The organism is Bacteroidota bacterium, from assembly GCA_016195025.1.
Taxonomy (GTDB): Bacteria; Bacteroidota; Bacteroidia; order Palsa-948; family Palsa-948; genus Palsa-948.
Map to the genome: position 1 here is coordinate 11,706 of JACQAL010000067.1, position 17,249 is coordinate 28,954.

The following is a 17,249-nucleotide window of genomic DNA, read 5'->3' on the forward strand; positions in this document are numbered from 1 at the left end:
GATTTCATAGATGACAAAAATCATAGTTGAGATTTCATTCGTATATTTACCTTCGCTACAATAAATTTCAAAATGGAAAATATTAATTTTGAAGACAACTTCGAATCCAAACTTTCGCGCAATGAAAATATTGAGCCGAAGGATTGGATGCCCGAAGATTACCGCAAGGCAAACATCCGCCAGATTTCACAGCACGCGCATTCCGAAATCATTGGTATGCTTCCCGAAGGAAACTGGATTACACGCGCGCCTTCGCTGAGAAGAAAAATGGTGCTGCTCGCTAAAGTGCAGGATGAAGCGGGGCACGGGCTTTATCTTTATTCCGCTTGTGAAACTCTGGGAATTTCCCGCGAAGAAATTCTTGACCAGCTTTATACCGGCAAAGCAAAATATTCTTCCATCTTTAATTATCCTACGCTCACGTGGGCAGACATGGGCGCAATCGGCTGGCTCGTGGATGGCGCGGCAATTATGAATCAGGTGATGCTGCAGCGAACTTCTTATGGTCCCTATGCGCGCGCGATGGTTCGCATTTGCAAAGAAGAAAGTTTTCATCAGCGCCAGGGATATGAAATTATGTGCACGCTCGCAAAAGGTTCTCCCGCACAAAAAGAAATGGCGCAGGATGCTTTGAACCGCTGGTGGTGGCCAACGCTGATGATGTTCGGTCCGCCCGATAAAGAATCAATTCACACAGCGCAGGCGGTGAAATGGAAAATTAAGCGCGAGACCAACGACCAGTTGCGCCAGCGATTCGTAAACCAAACGGTTCCGCAGGGAGAAATGATTGGCTTGACTTTCCCCGATGAAAAATTAAAATGGAATGAATCGAAAAAGAATTATGATTTTGGTGAACCGAACTGGGAAGAATTTCAGAATGTGATTCACGGAAACGGGCCTTGCAATAAAGAAAGATTGAGCACACGCGTTACAGCACACAAAGAAGGAAAATGGGTTCGCGAAGCATTGGAAGCATACGCAAACAAAAAGAAAAAAGTCGCAGCATAAAAATATTTTACTATGTCAGACCAGGGAATAGTTTGGGAAGTTTTCGTGCAGAAAAAACCGGGACAGCCGTTCGTTCACTGCGGAAATGTTCACGCGCACGATGCCGAACTTGCATTGCAAAACGCCCGCGACCTTTACGCGCGAAGAAATGAAGGCACTGCGCTTTGGGTAGTTCCCGCAAAATATATTGTGGCTTCCTCGCCCGAAGATGTCGGTCCTTTCTTTGATCCGGCAAACGAAAAAATTTATCGTCACCCGACTTTCTATACTGTACCGGAAGGAATCAGCCATATGTAAAATGTAAGATGGCAAAAGGCAGATGGATTTTTTTCTATGACTAAAAACTAATGACTAATAAGGAAGCACTTTTCAATTATTGTCTCCGCCTTGGCGATAACAATTTAATTCTCGGCCATCGCTTGTCTGAATGGACTGGGCGCGGACCGATGCTTGAAGAAGAAATGGCATTGTGCAACATTGCGCTTGATTTGCTCGGACAGGCAAATTCTTTTTTGCAATACGCGGCAAAAGTCGAAGCGAAAGGACGCAGCGAAGATGATTTGGCTTATTTGAGAAATGATCGGGAATTTTTTAACACGCTTCTTGCCGAACATCCGAATGGTGATTATGCTTTCACGATCATGCGGCAATTTTTAATGAGTGCGTTTGATTTTTATTTTTATGACGAGCTGAAAAAATCTTCTGACGAAACTCTTGCGGGAATTGCTGCTAAGGCACATAAAGAAATTACTTACCATCTCCGGCATTCTTCCAATTGGGCAGAAAGATTGGGCGATGGAACCGAAGAAAGTCATTCGAGAATTCAAAATGCTTTGGATGAACTCTGGAGATTCACAGCCGAACTTTTTGAAATGAATGAAGTGGATGGACTTCTTTTGAAAGAAAAAATTTCTGTGGATTTAAAATCCATCAAACCAAAATGGGAAAAACTTGTGAATGAAGTTTTACAGCGCGCAACTCTGAAAATTCCTGTGAATACTTTTATGCAACGCGGCTCCCGCGATGGAAAACATACCGAACATCTCGGCTATCTTCTTGCCGAAATGCAGCACCTGCACCGAACACATCCCGGAGTGCAGTGGTAATATGACGAATGTCATTCTGAAAATCTCCTTTTTTATTCGTAACTTTAACTTGAATGAATACGGACGTTAAATATTCACGAAAAGAAATTCTGAATCTTCTTTCTGAAATTCCAGATCCGGAAATTCCTGTTATTAATATTCATGAGCTTGGGGTTTTGCGTGATGTTATTGTGAACGAAAAGGAAGTGGAAATAATTATTACTCCTACTTACTCCGGTTGCCCTGCAATGAAGCAAATCGAAAATGATATTGTGTCGAAACTAAAAGAAAACGGAATTGAAAATGTGAAAGTGAAATCGATTTTTTCTCCAGCGTGGACGACCGATTGGATTACCGATGAAGCAAAAGAAAAACTCAGAAAGTTTGGAATTGCTCCGCCAACTCAAAGAAAAGTGAAATGTCCGCACTGCAACTCCGAAAACACAGAAGTAATTTCTCAGTTTGGCTCAACGGCTTGCAAAGCGCTTTACCGGTGCAATGATTGCAAAGAGCCGTTTGATTATTTTAAATGTCATTAACGAGCGCCATCAAAAGCCGTTTTGTACTTGCGCATCTGGGGAATAATGCTCATCACAGGAATATCGGAATTGTTAACAACTTCCTGCGCAGTGGAACCAATGAACATGCGCGTAAAATTTGTTTCCTGCTGAGTCATAATAATCATAAGGTCACCGTCCACTTTATGCGCGTAATCAATAATGCACTGCGCAAGAGAATCTTCTCCTTTCACCGCTTTGATAATTTCAGCCGTGCATTCCACGCCTTGTTTCTGAATGAAAACTTTTACTTGCTCCAACTGGCGCGTAAGTTTGTTTACAATAAATTCATCGGTGCTTTGCAAAACAGAAACAACGCGAATGGCCGCTTTATATGAACCGAGTTTTGCTACTTCAATTGCCTGGCGAACTTTATCTCTCGTTTCTTTCGTAAGGTCGAGCGGAAGAACAATGTTCTTACATCCTTCGCGATGCGCTTTTCCCTTAATCGTAATCACCGGGCAATTTGCTTCCCGCACCACGCGCAGCGCATTCGAGCCGATAAAAAGTTTGCCGATTTTTTTTCTGCTGCTGCACCCCATAATAATCATCAGCGCACTGGTCAGATCGGCTACTTCAATTATTTTTTCATATGCTTTTCCGCGGGCAATCATTGTATCAACATGCATGTTGCTTTTCTTTTGCGTTTCTTCAGCAAGTTTGTCAAGTTTTTTTTGAATATCTTTTTTCATATCACTAATCATTTTTGCAGTAGCAATATTCAGAAATCCACTTTCTTCTATAACATACAGAAGAAGAATTTCGGCATTATATTCTCTTGCCAGATTATAAGATTGTCCGAGTGCAATTAATGATTGCTCAGAGAAATCAATCGGGACAAGGATTTCATTTTTAATTGACTTTGCCATAGGGATATAAATGTTGTTAGATTTGCATTTTGAATTGGGAGGCGAAAGTAGTAAAAATTTACAAAGTGAAAAAAATTCCATCTACGGAGTTAATTTTGAATGCTGGCGGGAGCATTTATCATTTGGCGCTTCTTCCCGAACAGCTTTCGAATGACATTATTATTGTAGGCGATCAAGGAAGAGTTCCATTGGTTTCGGAACATTTTGATTCTATTGAACACAAAGTTCAGAATCGGGAATTTGCTACGCATACGGGTATATATAAAGGTAAGCGTGTGAGCGTGATTTCTACCGGAATCGGAACAGACAACATAGATATTTTCATGAATGAAATTGATGCGCTTGCAAATGTTGATTTGAAGTCGCGCACTGTTAAAAAAAATAAAACTTCGCTGAACATTGTGCGCATCGGCACTTCGGGCGCTTTGCAAAAAGATATTGAAGTAGATTCGTTTGTAGCATCAGAATTCGGGCTTGGCTTGGATGGCTTGCTTCATTTTTATGATTCAAAAAAAGTAGATGAAAGCAAAATTTCAGAAGCATTTGTAAAACATGTGAAGTGGAATAAAAATCTTCCTTTTCCCTACGTAATAAAATCTTCGGAAAAACTTTTGAGAAAAATCGGGGAAGGAATGCAAAAGGGAATTACTGCAACTGCTCCTGGATTTTTTGCTCCTCAGGGAAGAGAATTGCGTCTATCTGCTTCTGTTAAAAATCTTGAAAAGAATTTTTCTTCTTTCGTATATAAAAATAATCGCATCGTGAATTTTGAAATGGAAACTTCCGCACTCTATGGATTATCAAAACTTTTAGGGCATAATGCCTGCACTGTTTGCGTGATTGTAGGGAACAGAATTACAAAAAACTTTTCCAAAGATTATCATCCTGCAATGACGTTTCTTATTAAAACGGTTCTGGAGCGATTAACTGCATAGTGTTAACATCTTTCACTTTTCCTTTTCGAAGATTTAATTTTTGAGCGGAACTTTGTAAAAAAGTTCGTATGGTTTTCTATGGATAAAAAAGAACTGAACGCTCTGTTGAGTTTGCTCGATGACCCCGACAAAGACGTCTTCCTTCATGTAAGAGAAAAATTTTTATCTCTGGGAGAACAAGCCATTCCAATGCTGGAAGGCGCATGGGAACAGTCCTTCGATACTTCACTTCAGACACGGATTGAAAACATCATTCACAATATTCAATTTAATACCACCGCGCAGGCACTGAAAGAATGGGCAGCAACTCCGGAACAAAATCTTTTGGCAGGCGCTCTTCTCATAGCAAAATATCAGTATCCTGATTTGAATGAACAAAAAATCAAAAAGCAAATTCAACAAATCCGGCAGGATGTTTGGCTTGAATTAAATGATAAGTTAACCGCGCTGGAGCAAGTAAAAATCATTAACCATATTTTATTTGATGTGCATAACTTCAGCGGAAACACGCAGAACTATCATGCTCCGCAAAACTCTTATATAAACAATGTGCTCGAAAGTAAAAAAGGAAATCCGCTTTCACTTTCTGTAGTTTATTTAATAGTGGCACAGGATTTAAAAATTCCCATCTATGGCGTGAACCTTCCTGAACATTTCGTTCTCTGCTATAAAGATGTGCATCAGTTGATGCTCGTGAAAACAAAACGCGACCAGGAAATGATTGAGCAGGGAATTTTATTTTACATTAATCCGTTCAGTAAAGGCGCTGTATTCGGCAAAAAGCAGTTAGAGATTTACCTGAAGAAAATGAATCTTGAACCACAATCTGAACATTACCAGCCGTGCACCAATCTGGAAATGATAAAACGATTGCTGAGAAATCTTGTTTTCTCCTATAAGAAATTAGGATATGCGGAAAAGCAGGATGAACTTCAGAAACTTCTTGACGCCATCAGTTGAGAATTTTTCCTCCTGAAAAAATAATCACATCAGTTGTTTTTTGTATTCGAAAGAAGAGAATTAAAAAAGGCGAAGAAAACAACTCCCGCCTGGGTATTTAGCATGGATTCAAATAAAAAATTTATTATGATTAATAAAATAAAACTAATAGTAAAAATATTTTTTCCGTATGTACTGGAATAAAAGGGAATAAAAATCATCATCAATAATGAAACTTCACCCAAAATACCGAGTGTTGCAAAAGTCTCAATGAATTGATTGTGCGGATTTAGATTCTCTTCTATCGCCAAAGTATTTTTTTTTTCCTGATACTTTTTTATAAGTTCTTGTTTTATATCTCCAGTGCCAATGCCAAATAAAAAATTTCCTCTTATCAGTTCCAGCGATTCTTTAATAATAAAATATCGTACCACAACATTTTCTCTTGAAGAAACATTGACGGAATCCAGGGGTGTTTTTAAAAACTCAATTACAGGAGCAAACCTCGGAAATTTATTCAGGGTATAAATTGTTCCGCAAAAAATTACAGTTGCAAAAACAAAAAAAAGAATTACTCTTTTATACAAGATAAAATAATAAGAAATGATTGTTCCCGTAACAATGATAACCGCTGCAATTCCCGTTCGAGAACCGAGATTAAATACATAAGCAAGTAAAACAAGAATAAAAATTACCGAGAACCATTTTTTTGAAAAACTCTTTTGCAAAAAATTTTTATATGATTCGGATTTTACTTTATAAAACCGAAAATAAATTATAATACAAATAGAAAAAATTGCATACATGGATGCATAAGAAGGATGAAGGAACAAAGTAAAATTTGAATAATAAAAATAATCCACATTATATCGCAAAGACCAATAGATATTAAAAATAAAACATGACAGCGCAGCAACAATATTTCCAAGAACGAATGCAAAAAATATTATTCGATGGTTTTTCTGAAAATTTTCTTTGTCGGAAAGTATAAGAATAGGAAACAGCAACAACGAAAATTTTACTTCCAAATCAAAAAGTCCTTCGGAAATATTTTCTGTATAAATCATTCCTATTACATGCAATAAGTAAAAAAATATCAGAAGAAAAAAAATACGGGAGCGGATAAGAGAAATTATTTTTTCTTTTACGTTACCATCAAAAAGCCACAACAAAACCCAAATTACAATAAGAGGTGGAATAATTTTTTCGGAAAGAGGAAGAAAAAAAATTATGAGCAGAACTACATATAAAAGAATCTTATTTAGAGAAGAGCAATTAGCCAAATTAATATTCAGCAAACTCATTGTAAATTTTTAGAAAATAAATCTTTCACGAGTTTCAGCGTTTCCATTTTTTTGCAGAAAGCAAAACGAACGTGGTTGGTGTGGCTGATCTTTTTTGAGTAGAATGAAAAGCCCGGAACGGTTGCTACACGTGTTTTCTGAATTAGTTTCCGGCAAAAATCAAAATCAGTCTTCGCTTTCATTTTCTTGTTCAGGTTGCTCACATCGGCAATCATATAATAGGCGCCTTTGGGAAGAATAGGTTTGAAGTCGTACTGGAGTAGTGTATCGTATAAAAACTTTCTTGCCTCGTTATAATGCTGCCGAAGGTTGTGATAATAGGTTGCGGGAAAATTCATTGCTTCAACGGCAGCATGTTGTAATGGAGTAGGAGCACCTACGGTCATAAAATCATGCACTTTCCGGATTCGCTTCGTTATTTTTTCATTCGCAATTGCCCAGCCCACGCGCCATCCGGTTACAGAATAAGTTTTCGAAATGGAGTTGATTGTAATTGTCCTGTCTTTCATTCCTGGCAAAGAAGCAAGCGAAATATGTTTTTCTCCATCGTATAAAATATGCTCGTAGATTTCATCGGTGATTGCGTAAGTGTTCCACTTGTTGCAGAGTTCAGCAATAAATTTCAATTCCTCTTCAGAAAAAACTTTTCCGGTAGGATTATTGGGTGTATTGATTACAATTGCTTTTGTCCGTTTGTTAAATGCTTTGGCAAGTTCTTTTTTATCAAAACTCCAGTCGGGCGAATGAAGCGTTACATAGCGCGGTGTGGCTCCGGATAAAATTCCATCCGGTCCATAATTTTCGTAGAAAGGTTCAAAAATTATTATTTCATCTCCGGGATTAATAATGGCGCGCAATGAAGCAAGCATCGCTTCGGTTGCTCCGCAGGTTACTGTTATATCCGTATCGGGATTGCATTTTATTTTGTTGTAACTCCAGGCTTTTTTGCTGATGGCTTCTCTTAATTCCGGCTCTCCGAATGTTACAGGATATTGATTGAAATTATTTTTAATGGCATGAATTGCCGCCTGTTTTATTTCTTCCGAAGCATCAAAATCAGGAAAGCCCTGCGAAAGATTAATTCCATTCATTGAATCGCTGATGCGCGTCATTTCGCGGATTACCGATTCGGTAAATGTTTCTGTTATGCGGGAAAGTTCTTTCATGCGAATATTGCGAATGAGAAAATTATTTTTTATAAAAACTTCTCACAACTTTTATTACATAATCCACTTCGTGATCATCTATTTCTACGCACATGGGCAACGAACAAACTTCGCGGCTCAATGCTTCTGTTTCGGGGAATCCGAGGTCTTTCAAGTTTAAACCTTCGTGCGTGTAATAGGGCTTGCGGAATTGAGTGAGCACTTCCACTCCGTTTTTTTTCATGTATTCAGAAAATTTATTTCCTTCTTTTGCTCTCAGCGTGTAATTCTGATAGGCATGGTCAAATTCTTTTTTATCATAATGCGGCAATAAAAGATTCGGCAAATCAGAAAATGCTTTTTTATATTTGTCAGCAATAGATTTTCTTCGCTTAATCCATTTTCTCATATAGCGTAACTTGACATCTAAAAATGCTGCTTGTAAATTATCAAGCAGGCAAGTAAATCCATGTCCGTGATATTCTCCGGTTTCTCTTTCTTCACCGTTAAACCGCATTCTTCGTGCATAGATAGCAACCTCTTCATCGTTGGTTGTAATAGCTCCACCATCTCCGTATCCGCCTAAAATTTTGAAAGGATAAAAACTAAAACATCCGGTAAGTCCCCATGCGCCTGCGCCTTTTCCATTAATGCTTGCGCCCAAACTCTGGCAGGCATCTTCAACAACTTTCAAATTATATTTTCCGGCAATCTTCATTACCGCGGGCATATCTGCCATCCATCCGCTGAGGTGAACGGGCATGATTGCTTTTGTTTTTTTTGTAATTGCTTTTTCGATTTTTGAAACATCAATGTTAAAATCTTTTGTTACATCCACAAGAACCGGAGCTGCACCAACATTCACAATAGCCGAACAGGATGCCACGAATGTATGTGCAGGAACAATCACTTCGTCTCCCATTCCAACTCCGGCAGCTCGCAGAGAAAGATGAAGCGCATCGTATCCGCTGTTCACTCCAACGGCATATTTTGTTCCGACAAACTTTGCAAGATTTTTTTCAAAACTTTTTAAATGCTCTCTGTCTATCAAATCACCTTTTGACATTACTTTGAAATAAACAGCATCAAGTTCGGGTTTCAATGCTTGATATAATTTTCCCGGATTTACAAATCGAACCTTCATAATTTATTATTGATTTAATTTGCGATTACCTTATCAGAACAAAAATTTTTCACACGACTTACTATTTTTTCTGCATTGATATAATATGCCTGTTCCAGCGAATTACTTGCCGCTGCCGGTGCATCCGGAATATTTATTCTTGTTATTGATTTTCCTTCGAGCGATGTTTTTTCAGCAAGAAGTGCAACCACTTCTGCTGAGAACCCGCAAAACTTCCATGCGCTGTCAATGATTGCTATTCTTTGTGTTTTCTCAACCGAGTCGAAAATTATTTTTTCATCCAGCGGCTTCAGCGTTCTTATATCAATCACTTCAGCATCTATTCCTTCGAGGGCGAGCGTTTCTGCGGCTTTCAAAGTTTCCTGCGCGAGATGCGAAAACGAAACAAGAGTAATGTCTTTTCCTTTTCTTCTGATGATCCCTTTTCCGAGAGGAATTTCATACATTTTTTCCGGAACGCTTTCTTCAAAACCATATAAACTTCTGTTGTCAATAAACACAACGGGATTCGGGTCATTGATTGCTGCAATCAACATGCCTTTTACATCATAAGGAGTGGAAGGAGCAATCACTTTCAATCCGGGAACATGCGCAAAAATTGTGTGCAGCGCTTGTGAGTGTTGCGCTGCCTGTTCGCCACCGCCATTCACAATCAGCCAGAAAACCACAGGCACATTTGACGCGCCACCGCTCATGTAATGCCAGTTGGCAGCTTCATTGATGATGGGGTCAAGAGCATAAACGGCAAAATCGGTTCGCGGATGAACTACAATTGTTTTCATTCCGGCAATTGCAGCGCCCACTGCGGCTCCGGTAGTTGCATTTTCTGAAACGGGTGTGTCAAGTACGCGCGCTTCGCCAAACTTCTCCAACAAATCCTTGCAGGTGTTCCCAACATACCACGGACTCATCACCCCTTGCCCTATGAGCATTACGGAAGGATCGCTCTCCAGCATTTGCGTAAGTGCTTCGTTGATGGCGAGAGCGAAATTTAATTTTCTTTCTTTATTTAAAGACATATTCTAAAACTTCATTTGCCAGTGGCCTCGCGCTGTTTTGAGCGAAGGTGTGGGCTTGGTTAATTTCATTATTTACTTCCTGAATGATTTGATTAATTTTATTCTGCGATAAAACTTTTTTTGAAATCAGATATTTAGCAAACCGCAAAACCGGGTCACGCTTTTTCCATTTCTCCACTTCGCTCAGCGGACGGATTTCTGTGTGAGAGCCCTGTATGTTATCATCAGGACCGACATGTCCTCTTAAGCGATAAGTAAAAAATTCAATAAACACCGGGCCTTTTCCACTTCTGCAATAGTCAACTGCTTTTTTTGAAACTTCATAAACTTTCAGCACATCATTGCCATCAGACGAAAATGATTTTATTCCGAAGGGAGAGGCAATCTTTGCAATCTTCTGAGGCGGCCTTATTTTTTTCACGGTCATGTGCGTGGAGTATAAATTGTTTTCGCAAACAAAAATGATGGGCAATTTATAAAGTGAAGCAAAGTTCAGTGATTCGTAAAGCACTCCTTCTCCTGTGGCGCCATCTCCAAAAAAACTGAGGGTGACTCGTTTGTCTTTTCTCACTTTGGAAGCCATTGCTGCGCCAACTGCAAGTGAAATAGTTCCTGCCACTATGGGAACAATTCCCATTACGCCATTCTCAGGAGAAATGAGATGCATGGAACCTCCCCGTCCTTTCGCACAGCCGGTTTCGCGGCAATAAATTTCTGCAATCATTTTTTTCAGGTCACCGCCTTTCGCCAGGTAGTGTCCGTGCGAACGGTGATTTCCGAAAACATAATCTTCTCTGGTAAGATGCGTGCACATTCCTGTTGCGACTGCTTCCTGCCCGGTATAAAGATGCACGGGGCAGCGAACGGTTCCATTCATAATCGGTTCCACCAAACTTTCTTCGGTGTAACGGATTTTCACCATCATGTGGTATAACTGCTCAAGTAATGTGGAAGAATATTTCATCTGGAATTTTATTTCGCACTTTCCGATTTTGAGAAAATAGTTTTAATAGTAAGAAATATTATTTTCATGTCAGTAAAAAAATTCTGCTCGCGAATATACTTTAATTGCAGATTGATTTTATGGGGGCGAATTTTTTCCATATATGTTTTATCGGCATCATCGCTTCCTTCAAGTATGGCGGCTTCATCGGAATTCCATACAGATGCAAAATCAGTAATGCCGGGCTTCACAGATAAAATCGCTTTTTCTTTTTCGTTAAACATATCGGTAAAGTATTTTACTTCCGGGCGGGGACCCACAATGCTCATTTCTCCTATGAAAACATTGAGTAACTGTGGCAACTCATCCAGTTTATATTTTCTTAAAAACTTTCCGATTGGTGTTAAACGCGAATCGGTTTTAGTTGTTGAAGACGGCCCGAGTTTATCTGCGTTTACAACCATTGAACGGAATTTATACATAGTGAATAATTTTCCATTCAATCCCACTCGTGGCGCCATGTAAAAAACAGACCCTCTATCATGAAGTTTAATCAGCAAAGCGGTAATTAAAAGAAACGGGGAAAAAATTATCAGAGCGAAAAGCGAAGAAAAAAAATCAAAGGTTCGTTTGAGCATAACTAAAATTCATTTTTTCCCAACCGCATATAATATTTTGAAAGCAATAACCTTTTCAGAAGAATTTAATTTTTCCGGCATTCTGTATTCTCCAATTCCCTCGTGAATTCCATCCGGCAAAGAAAAGGTTTTTCCTATAAATATCCTCTTCAAATATGCCCGAAGTTTTAAACTGCCGGGAATTAAATCAAACTTTACTGCCATTCTTTTAAGCAAAGAAAATACACTTGCCTTAAAACCCTGCTCAACTTCAAAAGCGCCAAAGGTTTGAACAGAAGAAAATTTTTCGCTGATTAATTCATGCAATTCTTTTGATGAAAAATATTTATGCGTAAAAGGTGAAGGATGAAAATCTTTCCATTCTCGGTTAACTGTTCCGATAATTAAAGTGCCATCATTACGCAATATCCTCCAACTTTCATCTACAAACTTCCGGGGATTTTGCAAATAATAAATTGCTTCATAAAGTAAAACCACATCGCAACTATTATCGGGATAAGGCAATTGATGCGCATCAATTTTCTGAATTTTTATTTTCGGATTAGTGCTGTATTGTTTCTGTGCAATAGAAATATTTTTTTCATCAATATCTCCGGCAGAAACTTCATTTGAAAATGAAGAAAGATATCCCAAACCAATTCCACTTCCGCAGGCCACTTCCACCACATCTTTGCCTTTGCAAAATTGTTTTGCAAAATGATAGCGATGATAAATTCTCTCAAGCTGTTCCTGTGTTGCCTGCAATCCGGGTGCTTCGGTAATTTGGGAAAAGTCGGGATGATTCATTGTTTATATTTTTCAGCAATTAATTCAACGTGCTTTGCATATTCATCGTAAATTTTTTCCGCATCAAATTTTTCTTCAAATATTTTTTTTGTATTGACTAACATTTTTCTGTAAAGGTCTTGATCTTTGTATAACTTCAAGATGCAGTTTGTAAGTGCAGTTACATCATTTGGCAGGTAAAAATATCCAATTTGATGTTCTTCTATACTATTTTTCAAATCACCATGAAATGAAGTGATGACGGGTAAGCCGGCAGAGAGATAAGAAAAAACTTTATTCGGAAAAGCATCTCTGATTTTTTTTGCAGGAGCAACTCCGATTTTAGAAATTTTCAGGAGTTCGTTGATTTCATTCTCATTTAGCCATCCGGGAAAAGTAACATTGTTTAAATCTTTTGTCTTTTTTTTTATTTCATGTAACAATTCGCCATCTCCCGCAAGAAGAAAATGTATTTTTTCGTTTTGTAATTTTTTTGCACACACAATTAAAATTGCAGGGTCGTTGTTTTCTACAAATGTTCCTATAAATGTTACAACAAATTTATCTTTCAATTTTTCTGAAAAACTCAAATTAATATTTTTGTTTTCATTAACTATTTTTTTTCCGCCAAGATAAAATACTTTATCATTTTCTGTTTGTTTTCTTCCTGCATATTTTAATCCCCATTGCAGAAGCGAATCCATCATTGATACGAGTGAATCGGCATAGTGCATTGTTTTTTTCACCATGGCAAAATCATTAAACAAAAAAAACCATGTGAACGGTCGCAGAACTGACGGTGCATAATTTACAAACAAATCGGGCCACTCATCTCTTACATCTACAATAACCGGAATATTATTTTTTTTTGCGAACATTACTGCTTGGTAAGCCAAATCATGAGCAGGCATGGAAACAATCATAGCATCGGGTTTTGTTTTTTGTAGAGCGAATTTTTTAAAATTCCGGGCGATGATCCGGTGGTCAATAAAACGAGATAAAGAAATATTTTTTTTATATCCTATTCCTTTCAATGCAAAAATTTCATACCCATTTTTAATTTCAACCACCGAATCATTTTGGGCAACCCATTTTTTTTTCACATGGTCAAAAGCACTTGCCCACCACAAAACGGTATGCCCTCGTTCAATGAGTTTATCTGCGAGCAATGCAGTCCTCATTTTTTTTACTGAAGAATCTAACGGAAGCGGTTCACCGATTTGTACGAGCCAGATGTGCATGAAGAAATTAATTAGGAACCTACTTTATTCATTTTTGAGACTATAAAAAGAAATACAAGCGGAATAAGTAAAGCATCAATTAATAGTGATTTGTATCCTTCAATTCCAGCGCGGATAAGAGTTGGAATGGCAGCTGTTATGAGGAAGAAGGGGAATAATTTTAATATGGCAAACTTACTGTTTCCTAAAGGAGAAAAAATTTTTTTATACGTCCATCCCCAAAGAAATCCAAAAAAAATAGCACCAATAATTATCCCCGGCAACCCGAAATTTAGGTACCAGCCCGCAGCATGATGAATTGTATAACCCTGACCTTCCATTGCACCAACAGAAGTCGCATAGTAATTATAAATATCGTCAGGCCTACCCGTCCAAAAAATTTTTGGCACTGTAGATGCAAATAAGCTGATTAATGAAAAGCCGCCAGCAATCGGCACATGATAATATAATATGCCATAAAGGGAAAGATGTGCTCCCATCATTTCGTTACTAAAAATAACATCAGAAAATGCCAATGAAATTAATTGAGGATTTATATTAGAAAAAATTTCCATAAGCGAATATTGTCTTAAAACATTAATGCTTCCAAGCATAAGTATTCCAAGAAATACTCCAAATACTATTAATGATTTTTTAACTTGCTTTTCACTTTCAAGATAAATCAAACCGGATGCTGCAATAGCGACAAAGAACTCGTGTTTATTTCCAAGAATTGTCAGATAAAATATCCAGCAAACAAGAGTGAAAAAATATAATATCCAAATGCGCGGTGATATTTTTTTTGTATCAAAAAACTTATTGTCACGCATAAATAGAGTAGTGAATCCTATTACGATGGGGATAATTGCCCGGTTTAAAAGTTGGTGCAACGTAAATAAATTTGTTTCGGTTGATGTTCTGGCGATGTGATATGCGCTTTCTCCGCTTTGAAGCATCGTCCTAAGAGCTCCCGAAACAAGCGCAGCACTTGCTAACATGCAAATAAACGATCCTGCAATTAAATAATAATGATTAATCTTAATTACAAAGTTTGCATAATGGGGTTTATTTTTATTGCAGGGAACTATTGAAAGAATTGTTAATTCTATAATCACAATAAATAAAGAATACATTAGAAGAGTATTAAAATAGTATTGATCTAACTCCACGTTAAACATTTTTAGCATTAAATAATAATAATGTAGTCCGAAACTTGCACCTTTTTCAAGATTCATTTTATCATACACTATAAACCATGCTCCATAAAGAGAAAAAAAATACAAAAGTAAAATGCCAATGGGAAATGCAAGAGATTTCGTTCTGATAAAAATAAAAAAGCCCAATAAAAAAATAATAATTGTAGAAAGCGTTAACAGCAAATAAAAATCCATTTTGAATTATTGAATAATTTCAGAATATATTTTTTTTATCTTTTTTGCAATTTCTTTATCAGAATAGTTTTCCAGTTTTGTTCGTCCGTTTGAATTTTGATTCAAGTAAAGAATTTCACTTACTGCATTTGAGATTTGATTAAGGTCTCGGCTTACAATTTTTGAAGGATATATTCCATCTAATTGTTCTTCCACATCTCCCGCATCAACACTCACCACGGGCAAATTACACATTAAAGATTCTTTTACAATGGTTGGGCTTCCTTCCGAATCGCTTGTTAATAATAAACAATCGGCAGCATTCATATAAAATGGAATTTTATCGTATGCAACATTTCCATCTAAAATCTCCATTCTTGCTTCAGGAATATTTTTTTTCACTGCTTGAAAAACTTCTCTTGCAATATCAATTCTTTTTATCTCCGGATTTTTTCCTGCATTAAATAAAATAATTTTTTCAAAAGATGAAATATTTAATTTTTGTCTTGCCTCATTTTTGGGAACCGGATAAAAAAAATCTGTATTAACTCCCACAGGAATTATGGCGGCAATTTTTTTAGACCACCAAAGTTTTTCTTTTATTTTTTTTGAAACGCAGATGATTCTTGTGGCTGATAAGGACGAAATTTGAGACAGTGTCCGACCGATTAAATCTCTCCAGAACCCATCCACCTTTGCTGTATTATTTATGTCACTTCCGTGAAAAGTGATTACTAAAGGCAATCGTAAAAAAAATGCGCAAAGGGCGGAAAAAAAAGAACATACTGTTCCGTAATGCGCATGAATAATATGCGTATTAAATTTTTTAGACACAGAGAAGAATTTGAAAAAATCTTTAAGCAACAAAAGTGGATTTAATCTTGAATTAAGAAAAAATATTTCGGCTGTTATTCCGGCTTCTATTAAACTTTGAATCTGCTGGCGAGCAAAAATCATCCCGTTACCCGATTTTGTTCTGGGCACAATATACAAAATTCTCATATCATTTTCACGATTCATTAACTATGGGATAAGTTCTTTTCGAATTCATTTTTCTGAAAATCTTTGTGATTTCCCATAGCGTAAAAATTCCAAGTATGGAAATTGAAATTACAAATGCAATTAATGTAAATATATATCCTGTTTTAAAAACAAATTGACCAGCAGCCGACAGGATACAAAAAGCAAGCAAAGCCAAAATCTGATTAACTGCATTAATACCCCGGTGGTAATAAGCATCAATAACGCCCCGCATAGTAACAAAAATCACCATAAAGATTCCACCGGCAAGAATTATTCTTAAAGAAAAAGAAACGGAGTCAACATAATTACTTCCCAGATAATAATGAATGATTGTGTCTATAAAAATTTCTAAAAAAATAATTATTGCCAGCGAAGACACAACAGCCCATTTTAAAATTTTCATAATGTACGATTTTAACAATTCAATATTTCCTGAAGCCAAAAGTTTTCCGGCATGCGGTAAAATGAGAATGGAAACAGGCGAATAAAAAGTTGACAGCATATTTATCATCGTAATTGAAAAAGCCACATATCCGCCTTCCTTTATTCCATAAAAATAAGTAGTAATGGAAGCGGGAATTAAAAATAAGACAGCCATTGAAATATCACCCGGAACTCTCTGGACACCATAAAAAAATAATTGCCTGGAACAAGATAATAATTGTAGAACATTTGGGCGAATATTCATCAGCACAAATAATAATACAATTCCGGAAACGGAACAAAGCAGTATTCCATTAATCAGGATAACTTTATCAACGCTGTTGTTAAAAAATGAAACAAGAGGTACTATTCCCAAATTAATTATCTGGAGAGCATTTGCATGCATCATTTTTAATTTACCTCGAAAAAAACTATAGCAATAACTATGAATTAAAATACCAAGCACATAAATCAAAAGAGGAATTATTAAATTTTGAAATGATTCATTGCCGAAAAAAAGAATAGATAAATCGGGTTTATATAACAGCGACAAGATTGCAAAAAATAAAAAAGATAACCCGAGAATTATCAAACCGGAAAATGCAAAACTATCTTTCAACGTAGAATCTTTTTCTTCGGAAAGCGAAATAAATCTGGGCAACGCTACTGCTAATCCTATGAGTAAAACCGGCTGAACAAATGAAATAACTCTTCTGAATAAAGCATAAACAGCAAAATTTTCTTCTGAAAAATTAAGGGCAGATAATTTATAAACTCCAACTCCTGCTGCTAAAGTAATTGCTTCGGAAACATAGGTAACAAGCAAATCCTTTTTCATAAGTTCCGAAGAAATTTTTATAAA

Annotated in this window: 18 protein-coding genes; 6 read left to right on the top strand and 12 right to left on the bottom strand. The window is 37.0% G+C overall.

The genetic code is table 11. From position 1 onward, the window contains the following. Positions 1-72 precede the first annotated feature (72 nt). From paaA to paaJ, 4 genes are read left to right on the top strand one after another with little or no spacing between them, the layout of a single operon-like run. The gene (gene paaA / locus HY063_12945) at positions 73-1,008 is read left to right on the top strand and encodes a 1,2-phenylacetyl-CoA epoxidase subunit A (protein ID MBI3502691.1); all 936 of its coding nucleotides are present in this window, start codon (positions 73-75) and stop codon (positions 1,006-1,008) included. 12 nt (positions 1,009-1,020) lie between these two features. Then, a complete protein-coding gene (gene paaB / locus HY063_12950) occupies positions 1,021-1,305 on the top strand; it encodes a 1,2-phenylacetyl-CoA epoxidase subunit B (protein ID MBI3502692.1) in 285 nt (94 codons plus the stop codon). Positions 1,306-1,355: 50 nt separating this feature from the next. Next, on the top strand, positions 1,356-2,114 hold the full coding sequence (paaC, locus tag HY063_12955) for a phenylacetate-CoA oxygenase subunit PaaC (GenBank protein ID MBI3502693.1): 759 nt from the start codon (positions 1,356-1,358) through the stop codon (positions 2,112-2,114). Between the two features lie 53 nt (positions 2,115-2,167). Further along, entirely contained in the window at positions 2,168-2,632 is a 465-nt protein-coding gene (gene paaJ / locus HY063_12960) for a phenylacetate-CoA oxygenase subunit PaaJ (protein ID MBI3502694.1), read from the top strand. Here paaJ and HY063_12965 read toward each other — a convergent pair. Continuing rightward, a complete protein-coding gene (locus HY063_12965) occupies positions 2,629-3,519 on the bottom strand; it encodes a universal stress protein (GenBank protein ID MBI3502695.1) in 891 nt (296 codons plus the stop codon). The two genes, paaJ and HY063_12965, sit on opposite strands and share 4 nt — an antisense overlap. A 65-nt stretch (positions 3,520-3,584) precedes the next feature. Here HY063_12965 and HY063_12970 point away from each other — a divergent pair, with 65 nt between their 5' ends. After that, positions 3,585-4,454, top strand: a complete 870-nt coding sequence (locus HY063_12970) for a nucleoside phosphorylase (GenBank protein ID MBI3502696.1) — start codon at positions 3,585-3,587, stop codon at positions 4,452-4,454. Positions 4,455-4,532: 78 nt separating this feature from the next. Further along, entirely contained in the window at positions 4,533-5,414 is an 882-nt protein-coding gene (locus tag HY063_12975; GenBank protein ID MBI3502697.1) for a hypothetical protein, read from the top strand. Between the two features lie 29 nt (positions 5,415-5,443). Here HY063_12975 and HY063_12980 read toward each other — a convergent pair whose 3' ends face one another. Genes HY063_12980 through HY063_13030 form a run of 11 tightly spaced genes read right to left on the bottom strand, consistent with a single transcriptional unit; the run spans position 5,444 to position 17,225 of the window. After that, positions 5,444-6,697: an O-antigen ligase family protein gene (locus HY063_12980; GenBank protein ID MBI3502698.1), complete on the bottom strand. Its 1,254-nt coding sequence runs from the start codon at positions 6,695-6,697 to the stop codon at positions 5,444-5,446. After that, positions 6,694-7,863, bottom strand: coding sequence for a pyridoxal phosphate-dependent aminotransferase (locus tag HY063_12985; GenBank protein MBI3502699.1), 1,170 nt, complete (start codon positions 7,861-7,863; stop codon positions 6,694-6,696). The genes HY063_12980 and HY063_12985 overlap by 4 nt, the downstream gene beginning before the upstream one ends. Before the next feature lie 22 nt (positions 7,864-7,885). Beyond that, positions 7,886-8,986, bottom strand: a complete 1,101-nt coding sequence (locus HY063_12990) for a DegT/DnrJ/EryC1/StrS family aminotransferase (protein ID MBI3502700.1) — start codon at positions 8,984-8,986, stop codon at positions 7,886-7,888. A 14-nt stretch (positions 8,987-9,000) separates the two neighbouring features. After that, on the bottom strand, positions 9,001-10,005 hold the full coding sequence (locus HY063_12995; GenBank protein ID MBI3502701.1) for an alpha-ketoacid dehydrogenase subunit beta: 1,005 nt from the start codon (positions 10,003-10,005) through the stop codon (positions 9,001-9,003). Then, a complete protein-coding gene (locus HY063_13000) occupies positions 9,992-10,969 on the bottom strand; it encodes a thiamine pyrophosphate-dependent dehydrogenase E1 component subunit alpha (protein MBI3502702.1) in 978 nt (325 codons plus the stop codon). The genes HY063_12995 and HY063_13000 overlap by 14 nt, the downstream gene beginning before the upstream one ends. 8 nt (positions 10,970-10,977) lie before the next feature. Further along, a complete protein-coding gene (locus HY063_13005; GenBank protein MBI3502703.1) occupies positions 10,978-11,586 on the bottom strand; it encodes a sugar transferase in 609 nt (202 codons plus the stop codon). Positions 11,587-11,595: 9 nt separating this feature from the next. Continuing rightward, complete coding sequence (locus tag HY063_13010; protein MBI3502704.1) at positions 11,596-12,372, bottom strand: class I SAM-dependent methyltransferase; 777 nt, start codon at positions 12,370-12,372, stop codon at positions 11,596-11,598. After that, positions 12,369-13,592: a glycosyltransferase family 4 protein gene (locus HY063_13015; GenBank protein MBI3502705.1), complete on the bottom strand. Its 1,224-nt coding sequence runs from the start codon at positions 13,590-13,592 to the stop codon at positions 12,369-12,371. Before HY063_13015 ends, HY063_13010 begins: the two co-directional genes overlap by 4 nt. Before the next feature lie 11 nt (positions 13,593-13,603). Beyond that, positions 13,604-14,962, bottom strand: a complete 1,359-nt coding sequence (locus tag HY063_13020) for an oligosaccharide repeat unit polymerase (protein MBI3502706.1) — start codon at positions 14,960-14,962, stop codon at positions 13,604-13,606. Positions 14,963-14,968: 6 nt separating this feature from the next. Continuing rightward, positions 14,969-15,925: a glycosyltransferase gene (locus HY063_13025; protein ID MBI3502707.1), complete on the bottom strand. Its 957-nt coding sequence runs from the start codon at positions 15,923-15,925 to the stop codon at positions 14,969-14,971. Between the two features lie 25 nt (positions 15,926-15,950). Continuing rightward, positions 15,951-17,225: a hypothetical protein gene (locus HY063_13030; protein ID MBI3502708.1), complete on the bottom strand. Its 1,275-nt coding sequence runs from the start codon at positions 17,223-17,225 to the stop codon at positions 15,951-15,953. Positions 17,226-17,249 lie beyond the last annotated feature (24 nt).

Bases quoted from the DNA above. Each gene is read 5' to 3' on its own strand.
- HY063_13005 (MBI3502703.1), bottom strand. From the start codon at position 11,586: ATGCTCAAACGAACCTTTGATTTTTTTTCTTCGCTTTTCGCTCTGATA.
- HY063_13020 (MBI3502706.1), bottom strand. From the start codon at position 14,962: ATGGATTTTTATTTGCTGTTAACGCTTTCTACAATTATTATTTTTTTA.
- paaC (MBI3502693.1), top strand. From the start codon at position 1,356: ATGACTAATAAGGAAGCACTTTTCAATTATTGTCTCCGCCTTGGCGAT.
- paaB (MBI3502692.1), top strand. From the start codon at position 1,021: ATGTCAGACCAGGGAATAGTTTGGGAAGTTTTCGTGCAGAAAAAACCG.
- HY063_12975 (MBI3502697.1), top strand. From the start codon at position 4,533: ATGGATAAAAAAGAACTGAACGCTCTGTTGAGTTTGCTCGATGACCCC.
- HY063_13010 (MBI3502704.1), bottom strand. From the start codon at position 12,372: ATGAATCATCCCGACTTTTCCCAAATTACCGAAGCACCCGGATTGCAG.
- paaJ (MBI3502694.1), top strand. From the start codon at position 2,168: ATGAATACGGACGTTAAATATTCACGAAAAGAAATTCTGAATCTTCTT.
- HY063_13000 (MBI3502702.1), bottom strand. From the start codon at position 10,969: ATGAAATATTCTTCCACATTACTTGAGCAGTTATACCACATGATGGTG.
- HY063_12995 (MBI3502701.1), bottom strand. From the start codon at position 10,005: ATGTCTTTAAATAAAGAAAGAAAATTAAATTTCGCTCTCGCCATCAAC.
- paaA (MBI3502691.1), top strand. From the start codon at position 73: ATGGAAAATATTAATTTTGAAGACAACTTCGAATCCAAACTTTCGCGC.
- HY063_13015 (MBI3502705.1), bottom strand. From the start codon at position 13,592: ATGCACATCTGGCTCGTACAAATCGGTGAACCGCTTCCGTTAGATTCT.
- HY063_12980 (MBI3502698.1), bottom strand. From the start codon at position 6,697: ATGAGTTTGCTGAATATTAATTTGGCTAATTGCTCTTCTCTAAATAAG.
- HY063_12990 (MBI3502700.1), bottom strand. From the start codon at position 8,986: ATGAAGGTTCGATTTGTAAATCCGGGAAAATTATATCAAGCATTGAAA.
- HY063_13030 (MBI3502708.1), bottom strand. From the start codon at position 17,225: ATGAAAAAGGATTTGCTTGTTACCTATGTTTCCGAAGCAATTACTTTA.
- HY063_12965 (MBI3502695.1), bottom strand. From the start codon at position 3,519: ATGGCAAAGTCAATTAAAAATGAAATCCTTGTCCCGATTGATTTCTCT.
- HY063_12985 (MBI3502699.1), bottom strand. From the start codon at position 7,863: ATGAAAGAACTTTCCCGCATAACAGAAACATTTACCGAATCGGTAATC.